A 14675-nucleotide genomic window follows, 5' to 3' on the forward strand; every position below is an offset into this window, starting at 1 on the left:
CGGTCGGCCCCGTCGGCCGGACGGGCCGGCCCCGGTTCCCGGTCGGGCGGTCCGTCGCCCGCCCCTCCCGATCGTCCTCACGCGCGGATTGTCTCGCGGCTCGCAGAGGTGCACTGCATGTCCAGGTCAGGTCTTCGCCTGCTCTCGGTGAACAACTACTTCTACCGCCGCGGCGGGGCCGACGTCGTCTTTCTCGAGCAGAACGAGTTGTTCGAGGCGGCGGGTTGGGAGGTTGCGCCCTTCGCGATGCAGCATCCTCAGAATCTGCCCACCCCATGGGCGTCGTACTTCGTGGACGAGATCGAGCTCGGACGCCGTTACGGGGTGGGGCGGAGCATCACGAATGCCGGCCGCGTGATGTATTCCCTGCAGGCCCGGTCCCGGCTGGCGAAGCTGCTCGATCGGTTCCGGCCGGACATCGCCCACATCCACAACATCTACCACCATCTCTCGCCCTCGATCCTGCCGCTGATGCGGGCCCGGGGGATCCCGATCGTGATGTCGGTGCACGACATGAAGCTGGTCTGCCCCGCCTACACGGCGTTCCGCGACGGCCAGGTCTGCCGCGCATGCCAGGGCGCGAAACTGTACAATGCCGTGCGCTACCGCTGCCTCAAGGGGTCTCGCCTGCTCTCCGGCTTCGTCGCGCTCGAAACCTCCCTGCATCGGCTGCTGGGCCTCTACGCGTCGAACGTGAGCCGCTTCGTCGTACCCAGTCGCTACTACCGCGACATACTGTTGGAGGCGGGCTGGCCGAGCGAGAAGGTCGCCCACGTTCCGAACTTCGTCGATCCGTCCCACTACGACCCGTCCCCCGAGATCGGCGACCGGTTCGTCTATTTCGGGCGCCTCGACCGGCTCAAGGGCATCGAGACGCTGCTGCGCGCGGCGGCGCAGGCCGGCGTTCCGCTGACCCTGGCGGGGCGCGGCCCCGACGAGGACAGCTTCCGGCAACTCGCCGAGTCGCTCGGCAGCGACGTGCACTTCGCCGGTCACCTCGACCGGCCGGGCCTGGCCGCCCTCCTGCGGACCGCGCGCGCGGCCGTGCTGCCGTCCGTGTGGAACGAGAATGCCCCGGTCTCCGTGCTGGAGGCCTACGCGGCGGGCCGGCCCGTCATCGCCAGCCGGATCGCGGGCATCCCCGAACTGATCCGGGAGGGCGAGACGGGCGTGCTCGTGCCGCCCGGCAACGTCGCGGCGCTCGCCGACGCCCTGTCGGATTTCGCCGCGATGCCGCCGGGACGGGTCGCCGCGCTGGGCGCCGCGGCGCGCGCCTGGGCGGCCCGCGACTTCTCGCCCGAGGCCTACCGGTCGCGCGTGCTCGGCCTCTACGCCGAGCTCGGTGTCAGCGAGGGGACGGGAGCCCGGGGGGCCTCCAGTGAGGCGGGTCCCGGCCAGGGCCACGGCCTCGCCGGCGCGGGCTCAGCATCGTTCGCCGGAGGGGTCGCCGGCTAAGCATCATTCGCCGAAGGGGTCACCGGTTCGGCGGCGAGGAATGATGCGAAAGCAAGAGGCTCAGCAGAATCGCAGGGCGCTATTCTGCTGAGGCCGCGACAATGATGCGGGAGGAGGACGCTGAGCAGACGTGCCGCAGGCGACTCTGCTCAGCCCGGCCCGATGCGGGCGAGGCCGGGCCCGCCGCGGGCGGCTGTCCCGATGAGCGGCTGGACGAACCGGCCGGCGCGGCGCCGCCTCCAGGCCTCGCTTCGGCGCGACAGCCCTCGACCTCGGCAACGACGATCCTCGGAGGATTCAGACGTGTATCGGCGGGCAGAAGGGCTTCTTTGATGGATCGATACGCGGTCGCAGTCCGCTGCCTCCTCCTGAGCATGAGGTGCATGATCCTCGTCTGCAAATTCGGGCTCGCGTTCTTCATCGGGAAGTACCTCGACCTCGCCTCCCTGGGGATCTTCGGCCTCGCCGCGGGCGCGGCCTCGTTCGGCCCGATCGTCTTCGGACTGGGCCTGATCCAGGTGATCATGCGGGACGCGGTCACGCTCTCGCTCGAGCGCGTGGTCGAACGCGTGCTGGCGTACTGGTGCCTGGTGGCTCTCCTCTACGGCGTGATCCTCGTCGCGGCTGTCCTGACGACGGTCGCGACCGGCGCGCCCTGGCTCGTCGTTCTCGTCTGCGGGATCGTCGTGTTCGAGCATCTGGGGAACGACATCGTCCAGCTCTACTCGTACCGCGAGCAACCCCTGTGGGCGAACGGCAACGCGTTCATCCGGGGCGGCTTGTGGATCATGGTGTACGTGCCGGTCGCGCTGCTGTTTCCATCGTTTCGCTCGCTGTCCTGCGTGCTCGGCTTCTGGCTGGCCGGCAGCGCGCTGGCCTTCGTCATCTTCCTGCTGGCGACGCGCGACTGGCCGTGGCGGACGGCCCTGAGCGGCGAGCTGACGCCGGCCTGGATGAAGGCGACGATCAGGCGCTCGCTCGTGATCTACGTCAGCGATCTCAGCTTCGCGGCGAGCCAGCAGATCGACCGCTACGTGGTGACCGCCTTCCTGGGGCTGCGCCTCGCGGGAGTGTACTTTCTCTACTGGTCGGCCGCGAACGCGGTCAGCAATCTCGTGAGCGTCTCCGTGCTGCAGATCGAGCGGCCGCGCCTGATCAAGGCGTTCCACGAGGGCGTCGCGCAGCACCGCCGGCTCGTCCGCTCGGTGATGCGGGTGACCGTCCTCTCCTCGCTGGGCTTCAGCCTGATCGTCGTCTGCGGCGTCCTGCTGTTCCTGCCGCTCATGAAGCAGCAGGCCGTGACGCAGTACCCGGGGGCGCTCGCCCTGATCATGGCCGGGATCATCGTGAGAAACATCGCCGACGTCGGCGCGATGGGGCTGTTCACGGCCCACCGGGACGGCATCACCACCGTGACGAATTGCGCCGCCGTGCTGGGCCTGCTGGCGAGCCAAGTCATCCTGCTGCCGGTCGCGGGCCTCTACGGCGCCGGGGCCGCGATCCTGATCGCCTTCGGTGCGGTCTCGATCCAGCGCCACGTCCTGTTGTTCGGCGGCAGAGCCCCCTGAGCACGGCCGCTCCGCCCCGCCCGGGCGATCGCGGGAGCGCCCCGCGGGCGGATGCCCGATCGCTCCCTGCCGCGGTCTGCGCCGCGCGCAGCCCCTTCCCGGCGCGGCAGCACGCAATCCGGGCCCGCCGGGCGGTCGGACCGGGCGGTGCGCCGGGGGCTGCACCGGAGAGCCGGGCGCGCTTCGGCCAAGGGCGGCCCGCGACGGACGCGCCGGAATCGTCCGCCGGGGCCTCGGCGGGCACGGCAGCCCTCGCCGGTGACGGCCCGGGGGGCGTCGTCGCGCCGGACCGGCCGGGATTCTCGACGGGGTCGTGCCGGGCGAGGCGCGCGCCCTCCGGCCTGGCGGCCCGGCCGGCGCACCGCCTCGGCAGGTCTCCCAGAGCTCGATCTTCGCCGGAAGCGCCTCGGCGCGGCTGGCGGCGGGGCCGGGTGCCCCGCCGCCAGCAGCGCGACGCGATGATCGTCCCCGCTCCGTCCTGACCTCGACCCGGCCGATACGGTCCCGGCGCGGAGGGGAAGCCGAGCCCGCCCCCGCGGACGGGCGCAACCGGGAGGAGGCGTGCCGCCGAGCCGCCGCTCCGCCCGTGCGCGGCGCGCCGAGGCCGTGCGCCGCCGACCGGCGCCGGCCGGACCGCTTTGCCCCGGCCGCGATCCTACCAGGTCAAGGTGTAGGTGAGGGGAAATCCGAACAATTTCGATGTCCTGATCGTGTAATTCCTCACGCCCGCGCTGTCCGCGATGCTGGCAAGTTCCTGCTTTGACAGCAAATTCATGTAATTGCCAGTTGCCCAGTCTTTCCCGATCAGCCGAATGAATCGGTCGAACATCTGCTTGCTCAGCACCAGATGGAGCAGCGGAACCCGCGTATGCAGCTCGATCGGAAAATACCGGCTGGGGGTCGTCACGTAGCCACGTGCTCCGACGCGTCTCAGCTCACTGAGGAACCGGATCTGAGCAGGCTTTTCCCCGACATGCTCGATGACCGCATTCGCGTAAGAAATCGAGAATGACCTGTCATCGAATGGAAGATCAAGTCCGTCGGCAATGACCGGAGACACGGCGGGATATTTCGCTGGAAAATAGGTCAGAGTGGACTGCGCCACGGCCGTAATATTATGAGGGTACTGATAATATTTTTCGAGATAGTTATCGTACGGTGAATATTCTTCGTCATTGACGCCGACGTCGACGATCTTATCTGCCGGAGAAGGTGAGAAACGTGACAGGAAATCGTCGAATTTCGCCTTGCGATTGCGCCCCGAGATTGTCGCGGCGATTTTCTCAACCAGAACGGACATGGTGATGCGCACCTCAGATCGTGAGTTGATGACTTGCGAGCGGACGGGAGGTCGTCCGCGCGGTGACCCGACGATTCATCTCAGGCTTGGCCCCCCAGATCTCCTCCGTCGTGACTGATGCGAGCTCGTTCTGCTCCGGCTCTTCGATGTCATTCCGGTGGAGTGGCCTTGCCGATTATCGTCCAACTACTCTTCCTGTTTCCCAGCCATTGCCGACAGTTGCAGGCCAAATCCGCCGGGCCCGTCGCATCCAAGCATCGCATTCAGCACGCAAACGACGGCGCAGCTTTCTCGGCATCGTATACGCTGGGCTGCACTGGTTGATATTGACACGCGTCAAATCCGAGCAGCGCGCGCCGGACGGTCCGTTTCGCGTGCGGATCCGTTTGTGCTTGCGAACGGTGGCGCGAGCTCGCTTCCGCGATGGCTGGCGCGGCGTCGCCGGAGCGCGCGGCCGCGCCATCGGGCCGTCCTCCGCCAGCACGGCCGCGCCCCTGGGCGCGCCGCGCGGCCGACCCGGGCGCGCCCTCCGCATCGGATCGCGCGACGGTCCTGGTTCCGAACGATGAGGGCCGGCCCACCGGCGGGAGCCATCAGCCCCTCGGCTTCCTTCGGTCGGCGTGCTACGTTGACCGAATAAAAAGGTCCGGTCGGCGAGCCGTGTTTTGCGCGATCGGAAGCGATCCATCATGAAGCGTCATTCCAGATTGGCCGCCGACTGTGCCGCTTCACTTTGCGCCTGGCTCGCGATTCCGCGCGACGTCTGGCAGGAGCTCTATCGTCGGCGGCACCCGGCCAAGGTGGCGGCGGAGCCTCCCCGCGGCCGCCATGGCCGCCGCCGCCGACGGTCGCAGTGGCTGATCAATGCGCGCTACGGCGTCGATTACTTCGTCATCAGCGCCAGGAGGCGGCGCTCCAGCGCCGCGGACCGGAGCAACTTTCTCATCATGCTGACGGTCACGGCATTTCTGATCTTCTTCATCTTCATTTCGGGGTACGATTACTTGTTCGTCTGGAGCGATTTTCCCTGACGCGGCGATCTCCCGCGGCCGGCGGGTCGTCGCGCGCCGCGGCACGGTCGCAATTGACGGCCGTCAACTTCGGCTCGGCGGGTCGATGCAATCTGCGCATCGCACGCCAGCGCGCCCAGATCCGGCGAGGACGAGCGTACCGGCGGTCTCACCGTCCGCGCGATCCCGGCGGCGTGAGGGATGCGCGCCCGGCGGTTTCCGAAGGCCGCGTGGCGCACCCCGCGGCGAGGAGGCCCGCCCCGCACCGCGGGCATCGAGGCTCGACCGACCCGCGGTCCCGACAAGAGCGATCGCCCGCCTTCGTGGGTCGGATCGAGACCCGTTCAGGCGAGACGGAGGTCACGTTGTTCTCATTCCCGGACTTCGCGCGCGAGATAGAGCGGACGGCCATCGACGTGACGTGGCGGTCCGGCCTGTCTCGCCTGTTCGTCCGAAATTTCGCCGGACGCGGCGCCGTGTACATGTTTCACAGCGTCGTGCCCGACCGGGCGAGATTCCTGACGCCCGGCCTGCGGGCGAGCCCGCGCTTCGTCGACCGCTTCCTGGCCGATCTGCGACGACGCGACATCGACATCATCAGGATCGAGGACCTCGAAGACAGGCTGAGATCTCCGAATTCCCGCAGGTTCATCGTCTTCACGTTCGACGACGGCTACGTCGACAACCTCCAATATGCGCTTCCGGTGTTTGAGAAGCACCGTGCTCCGATGACGATCTACGTCACAACCAGCATGATCACCGGCGAGCTCTACTGCTGGTGGCTCGCACTGGAGCGCCTCATACTCGAGACATCGCGCGTCGACATCGCCCCGATGGGGCGGCGATTCGTGTGCGCCACGATGGGCGACAAGCTTCGCGCCTACCGGGAGATCTCCACCTGGGTCTCGGACGACATCACCGGACGAGCGCCGCTTCTGCAGCCCCTCTTCCTGGTCTCCGGCGTGTCGACCCGACAGATCGTCGAGAATGTCGGGCTGTCCGTCGAACAGCTCAAGTATCTCGGCCGGAACGATCTGGTCACCATCGGCGGCCACACCGACCGGCACGCCGAGCTTTCGCGGTTGGGCGAGAGCGAGGCCCGCGCCGAGATCGTGGCGAACAAGCGCTATCTGGAGGACACCCTTCAGAACGAGGTCTCGCACTTCGCCTTCCCGTTCGGGGGCAGGACGGCGTGCGGCGAGCGGGAAGCCCGGCTCGTGCGGGAGGCGGGGTACCGGACCGCCGTCACGACCGAGCACGGCTGCGTCTTCGATCGACACCTCGGTCGCCTTCACCTCCTCCCGCGGATCGGATCGTCGCGGCACTACGAATCCGTCAGCCTCGCTCACCTGCAGACCGACGGGGCGCTCGCGGCCCTGAGGACCTGGGCCCGGAACGGCGCGCGGTGGCGGGCGGCCGCCCCGAGGGCCTCGCACGGCTTCGGGACCGGAACGGGGCAAGGGTCGTTCTGACCTGCTCCCGAGAGCGGCCCGTCCCGACCGGGAAGCGAGGCAGCGACGACGGCCCGCCCGCGGCATCGCGGCTTTCGGCGGCGAGGAGGAGTCCGCGCGGCGGATGGAGGACCGGCCGGAGGGCACGCGCCGCCTCCGGGCATGACGGCCCCTAGAGCATTTTCCGACGAAGTGGATGCCGGTTCGTCGAAGAGAATGCGGCAAAATCAAAGACCTAGTACCCTGTCAGGCTTCAATTGATGGGTAGAGGCTGCGCAGCTTGTCGCGAGCTTGCCCGGCGGTGAGGTGCCAGTTCAGCTTTGTCTGCCCGGCGTTGCGGGCCTCCTCCCACCGAGCAACCTGTTGGGTGAGCGTGTTCACCTGGGCGATGCGCCGGGCCAAGCATTGCTGCCCCAGCGCGCTCAACTCGATCTCGGCCATGTTGAGCCACGAGCCGTGCTTGGGCGTGTGATGAAGCTCGATGCGCGCGGCCAAGCGGCGCGCCTCGGCGGCCGGGAAGGCCTCGTACAGGCTGGCCAGGGCATGAGTGTTGAGTTGATCCATCACCAGCACTACCCGCTCGGCCTCGCGCTAGCGCCCGTCGAGCAGGTCGCGCACGACGCGCGCCCAGTCCACGCGGCGTCGCTGGGCGGTGACGGCCACGTGCCGCCAGCCCGCCAGCGGCTCGCAGGCGAGGAACAGGCTCGCCACGCCGTTGCGCACGTAGACGTGGTCGTGGCGCGCCACTGCCCCGCGGCGCGGGGGCAGCGCCGGGCGGGTCTCGCCGATCAGTTGTTTGAAGCTCTCGTCCAGGCACACCACCGGCCGACGCGGATCATAGGGTCGGCAGTAGACCTCCAGCACGTCCTCCATGTGGAAGACGAACTCCGCCGAGTGCTTGGGCGGGATGCACCACATCTTCCTCAGGTGCGGCTTGAGAGTGTTTTTTTGAGTGTCTGACGCACCGTCTCGTGAGATACGCCCGGCACGTGCTGCAGTTCAACCATGCGGCCGGCCAACAGGCGCAGCGTCCAGCGCGCCCGTCCTTGAGGCGGCGACGAACAGGCCAGGGCGATCAGGTGAGCCTCCGCTTCGCCGTCGAGCGCGCGGGCGTAGAGGCGCTGGCCCTTGCGGTAGGGGCTCAGCGCCCGCTCCAGCCCCTCCTCGACGAAGCGCCGTCGCACCCGCTCCACGCTCGCCGTTCCGACCCCGACCCCTTCGGCGATTCGCTCGTCGGGCCAGCCCGGTCCCGCGGCGCTCGCGTCCGCCTTGAGCAACACCTGCGCGTGCTTGAGCCGGCGCACCTCGGCCTTCCCGCGCGACACCAGCCCAGAAAGCTCATCCCGCTCCGCCGCCGTGAGCGTCACAACGTACTTCTTCATCGCGCGCCTCCCGGGATACAGCCCCACCAACGCGCAACTCATCAAATCAGACCAGACAAGCCACTAGAGCAGGGTTCCGTTGCAACTTGATCGAACCCTGCTCTAGGCGCGGCGGAGCAGGCGGCGCAGCATGGGCGGGAGCCGCGGCCGCCGTCCGAACGTCGCCGGGTCGGGGCCGAGGCGGCCATCCGCGCGGTCGAGGGACGCGATGGCGGCGTGATCCTCCGCCGTGAGCGCGAAGTCGAAGGCGCGGATGTTCTCGGCGAGCCGCACCGGCGAGGCCGATTTGGGGATCGCCACGCAGCCGTTCTCCAGGTGCCAGCGCAGCACGACCTGGGCCGGCGTGCGGCCGTGGCGGTCGGCGATGCCCCGCAGCACGGGATCGGCGAGGCAGCCGGCGCGTCCGAGCGGGCTCCAGGCCTGGGTCACGATGCCGTACCGCGCGTGGACCTCCCGCAGCCCTCGCTGCTGGAAGTGAGGATGAAGCTCGATCTGGTTCACGCAGGGCAGGATTCCGGTGGCGTCGGCGATGCGCGCCAAGTGCTCCTCGGTGAAGTTCGAGACGCCGATCGAGCGCACGCGACCCTGCCTGCGCAGCTCCACCAGGGCGCGCCACGCGTCGACGTAGGCCTTGCGCTGCGGGCACGGCCAATGGATCAGGTAGAGGTCGATGACCTGGAGACCGAGTCTCGCCGCACTCGCATCGCACGCGCGCAGCGCCGCGTCGTAGCCGTGATCGTCGTTCCAGAGCTTCGTGGTGACGTGCAGGGCGTCCCGGGAGACCGGGCTCTGCCGCAGGGCCCGACCGACACCGGCCTCGTTGCCGTAATTCGCGGCCGTGTCGATCGAGCGGTACCCCGCGCCGATGGCGGCCGCGACCACGTCCGGAAGACGCTCCTCCGCGATCTGCCACACGCCGAGGCCGAGCTGGGGCATCGCGTGTCCGTCGTTGAGCTGGACGCGCGGGAGGGTCAGCACATCGTTCATCGGCACACCTTGAGGCCCTCGCCGCGAGCCCCCCTGCGCCGCGGCAGAGGGGTGACCGGCACCTGCCTTCCGTCGCTTCGCCTCACGACGGCTTGATCTCGCGCGGCGCGACGAGAGCCTTCCTCCAGTGCCTGCGCTTCAACATATCGGTCAGGACGGCCCGGACCTTGCCGGAATGCCGCTCGAAGAGGAGGTACAGCAGGCAGGAGCTCATGATGCATATCAGCGAGAACGTGGCCCACAGCAGAATTGAGGTCAGATTGTACTCGACGACTCGCGCCGCGAAGGCGACGTTGAGGGCCACCAGCATCGGATAGTGAAAAGCGTAGAGTGAGAAGCTCGACCGCGCGATGAGTCCGGTCCAGCTTCCCAACCGTGTCACGCCGACGTCGAGGATTTCGAGCGCCTTGATCGCGCCGGCCGTCAGCAGGCCCAGTTGCAGGTGGTACGCGGCCCAGGACGGCAGCAAACCCCGCGCGAGGAGGACGGCGCTGACCGCGACGCCGAGCGCGATCGCGGCGCCGATCAGCCGCCCCGGAGCGCGAATCGCGTACACGGCCGCGCCGATGCACCATATCGCAAAATAGAAGAAGAACTTGAGTCCGGTATGGGTCCCCTGGACATCCAGCCGCTCCGACGCGACGAAGAGGGCAAGAACGAAGATCGCGATCAGCGGGCACAGGACATTCTGTCGGATGCTCAGCAAGCAGAAGAAGAGGACGTAGTACCATGCCTCGCTCGACAAGCTCCAGAGAGCGAGGTTTCCGGCAAACTCGTGGCAGAGGATGGTCTGCAGGAACAGCGCGTTGCATGCCGCGGCGGCGGGCGTGAGTTTGGCTTCGAGCAGCCGGTCCGCGTGGTACAGATCGGCGTGGGCAACGGCGAAGGTGGACCAGTTCGCCGATCGCTGCGAGAGCACGTAGAGGAGGGCGGAGAGCACGAGGGACGGGATCAGGACCGTGTAGAGGCGCGAGAGGCGCGCGCCCGCGTAGTCCGCGGCGCTCAGCCGCCCCGTCCTGGCTCGGACGATCGCCGGCCCACCCACCAGATACCCGCTCAGAACGAAGAACACGATCACGGCCGCGACACCGTGCTGGCTCACCATCCATACAAACGAATACAAGTATCTGATCGGCTCACTGTATTCCGCGCCCGGCACTTTCTCCAGAAACAAGAGCTGATACGAGTGAAATAACAGAACTTCGATTGCGGCTATGCCTCTCGCCAAATCCAACCATGCGCTGAGCCGGGGCGGTATTTGATTATCCTGGCGTATTGAGATCATTTCGGCGCCCTATGAGTTCTCTGAAAATGCTTTTTATTCACATTCTCAGTCCGAATCCGGCCCCGGAGACAATGGCGCCAGCATGGCATCGGACATACGCCTAACGCGTCGGCCTGCCGGCGATTTGACGGCCGTCAACAATCTTCTGTTTCGCGGATGTGTCTCGGCGCAAGCTTGACGCCGCGCGGTGGCGGGCGCGTCCCGGAGCGACGCGGGGCCGGGCGTGACTCGGGCTCGCACCGGTCGGGCGCTCGCTCTCGCCGGCGCGCCCCCTGCCCCGACCAGCCGTCCTGTCCGCGATCGGCGATCGCCCGGCAGGGTGGCCGGCCAGGGTGGCGGCGCGCCGCGTCATGGACGAACCACTCGGACGAATCACTCGGACGGATCGCCCGCTCGCCGACCGGCGGGCAGCCCGCGCGGCCGAGCCGAGGGCGCGAAGCCCGCGCGGGCGGGACGGGGCGCCCGCAGCCGCCGCCTCGAAGGCGGATGGCGCGGGCCCGCTCGGCGGGGTGGGATCGGCGTCGGCCGGCACGTGACGCGGGGGGGACCGGCCGTGCCGAGCCCGGAGGGCGTTCGATGCGCGATCAGGCCGGGCCGCGCCGCGAGCCCCCGGGTATCAAAGTTTCGATTTCAGTCTTTCTGCGCCGCGTTCTGAACTTTGCTCTTGGTGGTCTTTGCAATTATTTTCTTTATGTGCTGTTTTATTTGGTCTGCTCGCTTTGAAGAAGGGCTATCTGAAATTCTTTGTTCGAGGAATTCTTGTATATACATCGCCCGTCCCCTTCTCCAAGCATGCTCGCGCACCCGATGAGGGTCGGGCCAAAACGAGCATGGCGTCGCTCCGTTCCAAGCGTCCCGAGCAAGTTCTTTGCCTTGTTTCTGACATATAGCAGGAAACCGCCTGCGCTTCCATCACTAGTAACGCGTCAAAATGGGTGTCGTTGCCGTTACAAGCTTGACCGTGGCAGTGAGTTGCGGCTTATCGCAAACTACGTAGTGACTGCGTAGGCGCAGATCGGGTACTTTTGTGCGTGTTGATGGGGGCTGATGTGGCACAGCGCTTCTACGTGGATCTGTCAGACAGCGAGAACCTGATTCGCGACGAGGAGGGTGTAGACGCGGATTCACTGGAAGAAATTCTTGAACAAGCCAAAATCGTGATCGCCGAGATGCTGCTCAGCGGAAAATTCGATTACTCTGACGGCGGCTGGCAGCTCGTCATTCGGTCCGAGAATGGAGCCGTGGTGGCGACGATCCCGTTCGTCGCCGAGACCTGAATAGTGGCGAGTGTCAGCGTGACAGGTCGAGGAGCCGCATCTGATCGCGCGACGGCACGCAAAGCGGGAGCGTTGTTGTCGGGGTAACGTGTCCCGCCGGCGATCGCCGGACTCGGACTATCCTGCGCAGTCAGGGGAGAGCGCGATCCGATCCCGCTGCCGATCGATCCTGATCGAGTCCGCCGCGTTCGCGACCTGCCCGGCACCGATTCGGCGGGCGCGGCGTCGCGGAACGTCGGCGGCCGCGGTGGGCCCGACCCCACCGGCGCTGCCCGCTCGCGCCGCAGGAACCATCCGACCTGAAAGCGTGGCTTGCCGATCGGACGGACGCGCGCAGCGCTCCCGTCGCGGCGCGCGGGGCACCGCGCTCCCGTTCACGCTTGCCGGCCGCCCTCGCCGGCGGATCGGCGACCGCGGCGCTGAGCCGATCCCCGACACCGACGAGCGGTCCGATGCCGCGATGATCGCCCCGCGCAGGGTCTCCGGCCGGGCCGACGCGCCGCGCGAGGCCGATGCGGGCGCGGCGAGAGGTTCCGGTCCCGCATCATCTCCGCGACCGGACCGGCGACCTCTCGGCGCGCGATGCCGCGCCCCGCTGCAGCGCCAGCCGGGCGGCGTTCCGGCCGCGGCGTCCACCCGCTCCCGCGGCCGCCTCGCGTCCTGCCGGGGCGGCCCGGCCCAGACCAGCGAGCGCTGAAATGTACCGGACCGTACCTTCTGGCACCGATCAGGGCCAGATTTGATCAGCACTACCGGGAGCGCGAGCGCCCCTGTGCCAGACCATCCACGGCAGCATACCCAGAGACACCGATGTGCTGGGACAATGCCACGGCCGGCGCTTGGCCGACGGCGGCGATAAACAGGCGTCGCTGACTGTCGTTAAGCTTCTGTTAACCATTTCGACAGATTGTTTCAGAACCACGACCGAGGCTGCTTGCTGTTGGACAGCCCGCAGAATCCGTCCGTCAGGCCGATCGCGGGAGCGGGCGCGCTCCGGCGGGGGCGCGGTGTGCCGGCCGGGCACGACCTGACGGACGGTTCCTGACCGGCCGATGACTTGCGCGAGCTTGATGCGTCGCGCTCCGCCTCGCGCGGAGCTTCGACTGTGTACCGTGAGTAGCTTCGTCAAAAAAAAGCAGATTCGAAAAAACTCATGGGGGTCGAGCGATGACGTTGTCGGTTGACGAGGTTCTGCGGCAGAACACGGTCGGCTTCAGCGAGGCGGCGCCGCTCGGCGTGCCGACCAGCTACTCGTGGTACGGCGGTGCCGACCAGTTCACGGCCGCGGCGCCCTCCGGCTTCACCGCCGTCACGGCCTGGGGCCAAGTCTACCAGGAGGCCGGGGCACCCGCCTACAGCAACCCGAGCGCCCGCGTGCAGGTCGGCAACACCCAGACCTTCGTCCATATCAAGGCCACCGGCGAGTGGGTTCAGGTCCAGAGCCAGGCCGGCAACGCCATCGCGGGCGGCCACTTCGCGACCGACTTCGCCGGCAACACCGCCACCGCGATGCCCGTCAGCACCGGCGCGGACGGCACCGCGACCTTCGACGCGCCGTCGGCCGGCTACAACGACCATTTCTGGCCGACCGCGCGCGGCATCTACGCGGCCAACGCGGCCGATGCCGTCTACGTGCAGATGGACATGCGCGTCACGGATCCCAACCTCCACGTGATCGCCAATATCGGGGCGGACTGGTGGCGCGACGCGTCGGCCGGGTTCGTGGACGGCTTCGCCAACAATCCCTGCGCGGGCATGAACAACTGGGCCAAGCTGACGACCGAGTGGAGGACGCTGGCCTACTGCTCCTCCGACGCCGTGCTGCGGGCCGACCCGCCGCCGGTCGTGACCGGCGCCGCGCTCGAACCCACCGTCACGCCGCTTCCCCTGCCGGACACGATCCCGACCGTCACCGCCCCCACGGACCCGACCCCGCCGACCCCCGCGCAGCAGGACACGGCGCCGGCCATGACGCCGCCCGCGGCGGCGGCCGACGCGAACCTCCTGGTGAACGGCTCCTTCGAGCAGAGCGCGGTGGCGCCCGGCCAGGGCGCCGCCTTCGACGCGGTTCCGGGCTGGCAGGCCATCTCGGGCGGCAAGATCGAGCTGTGGAACCAGCTCAACGGGGTGTCGGCGACGGAGGGCGCGAAGTTCGGCGAGCTGGACTACCTGGGCGCCCAGGACGGCCTCACCCAGACCGTGAAGACCGCGGCCGGCCAGAGCTACGCCCTGAGCTTCGACGCGCGCAACCGCCCCGGCCTGAGCGCCTCCACCTGCAGCATCGAGGTGCTCTGGAACGACAAGCTGATCGCGACGGTGCCGCCGGGCAGCGACTGGAGCCGGTACAATTTCCCGGTGGTCGGCACGGGCCAGGACGACCGGCTGACGCTGCGCGAGGTCGCGAGCCAGGGCGGGGACGGCCTCGGAGCCCTGTACGACAACGTCAGCCTCGTCGCGACGGGCCCGGCCGCTCCGGCGCAGTCGACGGCGCCGGCGACGGTCGGCGCCGGGTCGGACCAGCTCCTGCTGCAGATCAGCCAGGACGCCTACCAGGGCGACGCGCAGTACACGGTCTCGGTCGACGGGCGCCAGGTCGGGGATACGCAGACGGCGCACGCCTCGCACGCGGACGGCAAGGCCGACCAGCTGCTGGTGCTCGGGGATTGGGGCGCGGGCGGGCACACGGTGTCGGTCAACTTCCTGAACGACGCCTGGGACGGCACGCCGAGCACGGACCGGAACCTGTACGTGACCGGGGCGAGCCACAACGGCGCCGACGTTGCCGGGGCCGCCCACTCGCTCTACGGGGCCGGGCCGCAGAGCTTCACCTTTGGTGGATGAGGAGCGCCCGGCAGGGACCCTCCGGGGCCCGCGCGCGGGATCAGGACTCGGCCCCTCGCTCCTGCCGCGCCGCGTCGGCGGTCACGCCTCGCGGGGCTCCCGGGGCGGTTCCCGGCGGG

At 68.4% G+C, this 14675-nt stretch carries 10 protein-coding genes and 1 pseudogene; 7 read left to right on the top strand and 4 right to left on the bottom strand.

The features are described 5' to 3' along the window. Positions 1 to 117: 117 nt before the first annotated feature. Positions 118 to 1455 carry a glycosyltransferase gene (locus MET2598_RS0111660; RefSeq protein WP_012334687.1) on the top strand — a complete coding sequence of 446 codons (1338 nt, stop codon included), beginning with the start codon at positions 118 to 120 and terminating at the stop codon, positions 1453 to 1455. Positions 1456 to 1838: 383 nt separating this feature from the next. Beyond that, positions 1839 to 3023: a lipopolysaccharide biosynthesis protein gene (locus tag MET2598_RS0111665; RefSeq protein ID WP_018260949.1), complete on the top strand. Its 1185-nt coding sequence runs from the start codon at positions 1839 to 1841 to the stop codon at positions 3021 to 3023. 655 nt (positions 3024 to 3678) lie between these two features. Here MET2598_RS0111665 and MET2598_RS41015 read toward each other — a convergent pair. Further along, positions 3679 to 4335 (bottom strand): class I SAM-dependent methyltransferase, encoded by a 657-nt coding sequence (locus MET2598_RS41015; RefSeq protein WP_012334689.1) that lies wholly within the window; start codon positions 4333 to 4335, stop codon positions 3679 to 3681. 677 nt (positions 4336 to 5012) lie between these two features. Between MET2598_RS41015 and MET2598_RS0111675 the strand changes: the two genes are divergently transcribed. Further along, on the top strand, positions 5013 to 5354 hold the full coding sequence (locus tag MET2598_RS0111675; protein ID WP_018260951.1) for a hypothetical protein: 342 nt from the start codon (positions 5013 to 5015) through the stop codon (positions 5352 to 5354). A gap of 173 nt (positions 5355 to 5527) precedes the next feature. Further along, positions 5528 to 6805 carry a polysaccharide deacetylase family protein gene (locus MET2598_RS0111680; RefSeq protein ID WP_150108724.1) on the top strand — a complete coding sequence of 426 codons (1278 nt, stop codon included), beginning with the start codon at positions 5528 to 5530 and terminating at the stop codon, positions 6803 to 6805. 225 nt (positions 6806 to 7030) lie between these two features. On the opposite strand, the pseudogene MET2598_RS40460 reads toward MET2598_RS0111680, so the two are convergent. The 3 genes and pseudogenes from MET2598_RS40460 to MET2598_RS0111705 form a co-directional block, all read right to left on the bottom strand. Beyond that, positions 7031 to 8166: pseudogene (locus MET2598_RS40460) on the bottom strand (IS630 family transposase). 102 nt (positions 8167 to 8268) lie between these two features. Continuing rightward, positions 8269 to 9153: an aldo/keto reductase gene (locus MET2598_RS0111700; RefSeq protein ID WP_018260956.1), complete on the bottom strand. Its 885-nt coding sequence runs from the start codon at positions 9151 to 9153 to the stop codon at positions 8269 to 8271. An 82-nt stretch (positions 9154 to 9235) separates the two neighbouring features. Beyond that, the gene (locus MET2598_RS0111705) at positions 9236 to 10438 is read right to left on the bottom strand and encodes an acyltransferase family protein (RefSeq protein WP_026190668.1); all 1203 of its coding nucleotides are present in this window, start codon (positions 10436 to 10438) and stop codon (positions 9236 to 9238) included. Positions 10439 to 11014: 576 nt separating this feature from the next. Between MET2598_RS0111705 and MET2598_RS41020 the strand changes: the two genes are divergently transcribed. The 3 genes from MET2598_RS41020 (at position 11015) to MET2598_RS0111715 (ending at position 14556) form a co-directional block, all read left to right on the top strand. Continuing rightward, positions 11015 to 11161 carry a hypothetical protein gene (locus MET2598_RS41020; protein ID WP_157182134.1) on the top strand — a complete coding sequence of 49 codons (147 nt, stop codon included), beginning with the start codon at positions 11015 to 11017 and terminating at the stop codon, positions 11159 to 11161. 326 nt (positions 11162 to 11487) lie between these two features. After that, complete coding sequence (locus MET2598_RS0111710; protein WP_236728710.1) at positions 11488 to 11715, top strand: DUF6894 family protein; 228 nt, start codon at positions 11488 to 11490, stop codon at positions 11713 to 11715. Between the two features lie 1167 nt (positions 11716 to 12882). Then, a complete protein-coding gene (locus tag MET2598_RS0111715) occupies positions 12883 to 14556 on the top strand; it encodes a carbohydrate-binding domain-containing protein (protein ID WP_018260958.1) in 1674 nt (557 codons plus the stop codon). Positions 14557 to 14675 lie beyond the last annotated feature (119 nt).

Origin of the sequence: Methylobacterium sp. WSM2598, assembly GCF_000379105.1 — a bacterium.
GTDB lineage: Bacteria > Pseudomonadota > Alphaproteobacteria > Rhizobiales > Beijerinckiaceae > Methylobacterium.